Raw genomic sequence first — 4989 nt, 5'->3', positions numbered from 1 at the left:
TCTGCGTCGGGATGCAGCTGATGGCCGATGCCGGCGACGAGATGGGGCATCACGCCGGCCTTGGCTGGATCGGCGGCAGGGTGCGGCGGCTACAACCGGCCAGCCCCGCCGCCAAGGTGCCGCACATGGGCTGGAACGACGTCACCCCCCGCGCGCCGCACCCGCTGATCGAGCCGGGGGAGGCGTATTTCCTGCACAGCTATGGATTCGAGGGCGATGCGGTGATCGCGCAGACCGACCATGAGGGTCCGGTCACCGCCGCGATCGGGCGCGACACGATGATCGGGGTGCAGTTCCACCCGGAGAAGAGCCAGCTTTATGGGCTTGATCTGCTCGCGCGGTTCCTGGCGTGGCGGCCGTGAGCCTGCCCCTATGACGCTGATTGTCTTCCCCGCCATCGACCTCAAGGCCGGACAGGTCGTGCGCCTAGCCGAAGGGGATATGGACCGCGCCACGATTTACGGCGACGAGCCCGCCGCGCAGGCGCTGGCGTTCGCCCAAGCCGGCGCGGGCCACCTCCACGTCGTCGACCTCGACGGCGCGTTTGCCGGCGAGAGCCGCAATGGCGAGGCGGTGCGCGGCATCGTCGCCGCCTTCCCCGGCCATGTCCAGCTGGGCGGCGGCATCAGGACACGCGAGAGCGTCGAGCGCTGGTTCGACCTGGGCGTGGCGCGCGTCGTCATCGGCACCGCCGCACTGGAAGACCCCGAGTTCGTCCGCGCCGCCGCACGCGATTACCCCGGCGGCATCGTGGTGGCGGTCGACGCCAGGGACGGCCTGGTCGCGACCAAGGGCTGGGCGGAGGTGTCGACGACCAGCGCCGCGGACCTCGCCCGCCGCTTCGAGGATGTCGGCGTCGCGGCGTTGCTGTTCACCGATGTCGGCCGCGACGGGATGATGAAGGGCTGCAACGTCGAGGCGACCGTTGACCTCGCGCGCGCGGTCGACATTCCCGTGATCGCCAGCGGCGGGGTGAAGGAAATCGGCGACATCCACCTCCTCGCGGTCCACGCCAAGGACGGGATCGAGGGGGTCATCACCGGCCGTGCGCTGTATGATGGGCGGCTCGACCTGGCGGCGGCGTTGGCCGTGGCGGCCGCATGAGGGTTCACGCGGAGGCGCGGAGACGCGGAGAAGACCTTCTTTGCGCCGCCGGCATCATCATCTTCGCAACCTCGCATGAAGCCTGTTCTGCGGCTTCGCCGCCTTTCCTCCGCGTCTCCGCGCCTCCGCGTGAAATTCCTTGTCGATGACCGTCCGCGCCCGCGTCATCCCCTGCCTCGACGTGGCGAACAGCCGGGTCGTCAAGGGCGTCAACTTCGTCTCGCTCGTCGATGCCGGCGATCCGGTCGAGCAGGCGCGCGCCTATGACGCCGCCGGCGCGGACGAATTGTGCTTCCTCGACATCACCGCCAGCAACGAGGATCGTGGCACCCTGCTGGACGTTGTCAGCCGCACCGCGGCGGTCTGCTTCATGCCGCTGACCGTCGGCGGCGGTGTGCGCTCCGCCGAGGACGCGCGCGCGCTGCTGCTCGCCGGTGCCGACAAGGTCGCGGTCAACTCCGCCGCGGTCGCCCGGCCCGAGCTGGTCGCCGACATTGCCGAACGGTTCGGCAGCCAGTGCTGCACCGCCTCGATCGACGCGCGCCGGTCGGGCGAGCGCTGGGAGGTGTTCACCCATGGCGGTCGCCGCGCCACCGGGCTAGACGCGGTCTCTCATGCGCTCCACCTCGCCGAACTGGGCGCAGGCGAGCTGCTGATCACATCGATGGACCGCGACGGCACCCGCTCGGGCTACGACCTCGACCTGGTGCGCGCGATCGCCGACCGGACCAGCGTGCCGGTGGTGGCGTCGGGCGGCGTCGGCGGGCTGGGCGATCTCGTCGCCGGCATCGTCGAGGGCCATGCCAGCGCCGTCCTCGCCGCCTCGATCTTCCACTTCGGCGAGGCGTCGGTCGCCGATGCGCACGCGGCGCTGGCGGCGGCGGGGGTTCCCGTCCGCCGGCCGCTCGCCTAGGCAGGCGCATGGCCGACGGCATCCCGAAAGACATCCTCGACCGCCTCGAAGCGACGATCCGCGCGCGGCGAGGCAGCGATGCGGGCACCTCCTACGTCGCCTCGCTGTTCGCCAAGGGCCGCGCCAGGATCGCGCAGAAGGTCGGCGAGGAAGCCACCGAGACGGTGATCGCCGCCCTCGCTGCTCCGGACACCCTCGCGTCGGAGGCGGCGGACCTCCTCTTCCACCTCCTGATCCTCCTCGCCGATGCTGACCTATCGCTGGACGACGTGCGCGCCGAACTTGCTCGGCGTGAGGGACTGTCGGGACATGACGAGAAGGCGAGCCGCGAAAGGAGCTGACATGCCGGTCGACGCCACCCTGCCCTATGACGACGGCAACGTCTTCGCCCGCATCCTGCGCGGCGAGATCCCGGCGACCCGGCTCTACGAGGACGAGTGGGCCCTCGCCTTCCCCGACATCGATCCGCAGGCCCCGACCCACATCCTCGTCATCCCCAAGGGCGCTTATGTCTCATGGGACGACTTCAGCGCGCACGCACCGGCCGAGGAGATCGCCGGCTTCGTCCGCGCGGTCGGTACGGTCGCGCGAGCGGCGGGGCTGGTCGAGAGCGGCTACCGCCTCCTCGCCAACACCGGACCGCATAGCCACCAGGAGGTGCCGCACCTCCACGTCCACCTGTTTGCCGGCGCGCCGCTGGGGCCGATGCTGGCGCGCGATTAGGGGATTGCGCCTCCTCCATAAGCGGTTAGGCTCACCGCTCATATCGCGCGGCAGCTAGTCCGCGTCCGGGGGACTCGATTTGATGATTTTCGACCGCGTCAAGTCGCTCGACGCTATCTTGCTGACCGCCGAGAAGAAGGGCCTGAAGCGTTCGCTCGGCGCGTTCCAGCTGACGATGCTGGGCATTGGCGGGGTGATCGGCACCGGCATCTTCGTGCTGACCAGCGAGGCGGCGCAGAAGGCCGGGCCGGGGATGCTGCTCAGCTTCGTCGCCGCCGGCTTCGTCTGCGCGGTCGCGGCGCTGTGTTACTCGGAACTGGCGTCGATGGTGCCGGTGTCGGGGTCCGCCTACACCTATACCTATGCGGTGGTCGGCGAGCTGCTCGCCTGGATGGTCGGCTGGGCGCTGATCCTCGAATATGCCGTCGGCGCGAGCGCGGTGGCGGTGGGCTGGTCCAACCATGCGGTCGGGCTGCTGGAGGGATTGGGATTCCACTTCCCCTCCGCACTCAGCAACGCCGATGCGCTGATGGCGCACGTCGAGACGGCGTTCGGCAGCCCTGCCACGCCCGACATGATCGCGGCGATGCAGACCGGCGGCTGGGTCAATTTGCCGGCGATCGTCATTACCGGGCTGGCGACCTGGCTGCTGGTGGTCGGCACCACCGAGAGCGCGCGGGTCAATGCGGTGCTGGTCGGCATCAAGATCGTTGCCCTGACCGGCTTCATCGCCCTCACCCTGCCGGTGCTGCACGCCAGCAACTTCCATCCGTTCATGCCGACCGGCGGCAGCGGCGTGCTGGGCGCGGCGGCGTCGATCTTCTTCGCCTATGTGGGCTTCGACGCGGTCTCGACCGCGGCCGAGGAGACCAAGAACCCGCAGCGCAACGTGCCGATCGGCCTGATCGGATCGCTGCTGATCTGCACCATCTTCTACCTGCTGGTCGCCTCGGGCGCGATCGGCGCGCTGGGGGCGCAGCCGGTGACCAGCACGGCCGGCGCGGTGCTGTCGCCCGGCTCGGTCGAGATCGCCGGCCGGTGCGCGGGGATCGTCGCCGGCGGCGCGGTCGAGCCGCTGGTCTGCTCCAAGGAGGCGCTGGTCCATGTCCTCGACACGATCGGCTGGCCCGGGGTCGGCCGGCTGGTCGGTCTCGCCGCCGTGCTCGCGCTGCCGTCGGTGGTGCTGATGATGATGTTCGGCCAGACCCGCGTGTTCTTCACCATGGCACGCGATGGCCTGCTGCCCGCCCGGCTGGCGTCCGTGCATCCGCGCTTCCGCACGCCGCATGTGGTGACGGTGGTGACCGGCTTCGCCGCCGCCCTTGCCGCCGCCTTCCTGCCGGTTGGCAAGCTGGCGGATTATTCCAACTCGGGCACGCTGTTCGCGTTCCTGATGGTGGCGGTATCGGTGATGGTGCTGCGCATCACCGATCCGGGCCGGACCCGGCCGTTTCGCACACCGGTGGTGTGGATCGTCGCACCGCTGGCGATCATCGGCTGCCTGGGCCTGTACGTCTCGCTGCCGTTGACCGCGATCCTGGTGCTGCCGGGCTGGGGAGCGCTGGGGCTGCTGATCTATTTCCTCTACAGCCGCCAGCGCAGCTATGTCGGCCAGGGCGTGATCGACGCCGATGGCGACCGCGACCCGGCGGGCTAGCCCGCACCACCGAGCGGGCTAGTCGCGGCCAGTCAGCGCAGCTTGTCGGCGATCAGCTGCTTGAGGTCGACCTGCGGCCGCGCGCCGAAATGGCTGATGATCTCCGCGGCGCACAGCGCACCCATCGTCAGCGACGCCTCCAGCCCCTTGCCCTGCGCCTGGCCGTGCAGGAAGCCGGCGGCGAACAGATCGCCCGCCCCCGTCGTGTCGACCACCGCCGCGATCGGCTCGGCCGGCACCTCGGCGCGGGTGCCGTGCTGGATTGCGCAGGCGCCGTGCTCGCCGCGGGTCACCACCAGGGTCGGCACCTGCGGCGAGACCTTGGCAACCGCATCCTCGAACGCCTCGACCTCTGCCAGCGCCGCCAGCTCGTTCTCGTTGGCGAACAGGATGTCGATCAGCCCGTCGGCGATCAGCCGGCGGAAGTCGTCGCCGTGGCGGCTGATGCAGAAGGTGTCGGACAGCGTGAACGCTACCTTGCGCCCGGCCTTGCGCGCGACCTCGATCGCGGCGCGCATCGCCGCGCGCGGCTCCTCGGGGTCCCACAAATAGCCTTCGAGGTACAGGATCGCGGCATCGGCGATCAGCGCCC

7 protein-coding genes are annotated in these 4989 nt (G+C 70.1%); 6 read left to right on the top strand and 1 reads right to left on the bottom strand.

Annotated elements, in window-relative coordinates; genetic code table 11:
* The 6 genes from hisH to HUU96_RS11155 form a co-directional block, all read left to right on the top strand.
* Positions 1–362, top strand: a 362-nt coding sequence (gene hisH, locus HUU96_RS11180) for an imidazole glycerol phosphate synthase subunit HisH (protein WP_174292875.1), incomplete at its 5' end; no start/stop codon positions are given.
* A gap of 10 nt (positions 363–372) precedes the next feature.
* On the top strand, positions 373–1104 hold the full coding sequence (hisA, locus tag HUU96_RS11175) for a 1-(5-phosphoribosyl)-5-[(5-phosphoribosylamino)methylideneamino]imidazole-4-carboxamide isomerase (RefSeq protein ID WP_174292874.1): 732 nt from the start codon (positions 373–375) through the stop codon (positions 1102–1104).
* Between the two features lie 145 nt (positions 1105–1249).
* Positions 1250–2017, top strand: coding sequence for an imidazole glycerol phosphate synthase subunit HisF (hisF, locus tag HUU96_RS11170; RefSeq protein WP_174292873.1), 768 nt, complete (start codon positions 1250–1252; stop codon positions 2015–2017).
* A gap of 8 nt (positions 2018–2025) precedes the next feature.
* Entirely contained in the window at positions 2026–2358 is a 333-nt protein-coding gene (locus HUU96_RS11165; RefSeq protein ID WP_174292872.1) for a phosphoribosyl-ATP diphosphatase, read from the top strand.
* Between the two features lies 1 nt (position 2359).
* Complete coding sequence (locus HUU96_RS11160) at positions 2360–2740, top strand: HIT domain-containing protein (protein ID WP_174292871.1); 381 nt, start codon at positions 2360–2362, stop codon at positions 2738–2740.
* 82 nt (positions 2741–2822) lie between these two features.
* Positions 2823–4397 (top strand): amino acid permease, encoded by a 1575-nt coding sequence (locus HUU96_RS11155; RefSeq protein ID WP_174292870.1) that lies wholly within the window; start codon positions 2823–2825, stop codon positions 4395–4397.
* A 32-nt stretch (positions 4398–4429) separates the two neighbouring features.
* Here the strand turns inward: HUU96_RS11155 and HUU96_RS11150 are convergent.
* Positions 4430–4989, bottom strand: a 560-nt coding sequence (locus tag HUU96_RS11150) for an adenosine kinase (RefSeq protein ID WP_174292869.1), incomplete at its 5' end; no start/stop codon positions are given.

This window comes from Sphingomonas bacterium (genome assembly GCF_903644135.1).
In the GTDB taxonomy this organism is placed as follows: domain Bacteria; phylum Pseudomonadota; class Alphaproteobacteria; order Sphingomonadales; family Sphingomonadaceae; genus Sphingomonas.
Note: the sequence above shows the minus strand (reverse complement) of the source record. Positions and strands in the feature narration are given on the sequence as shown.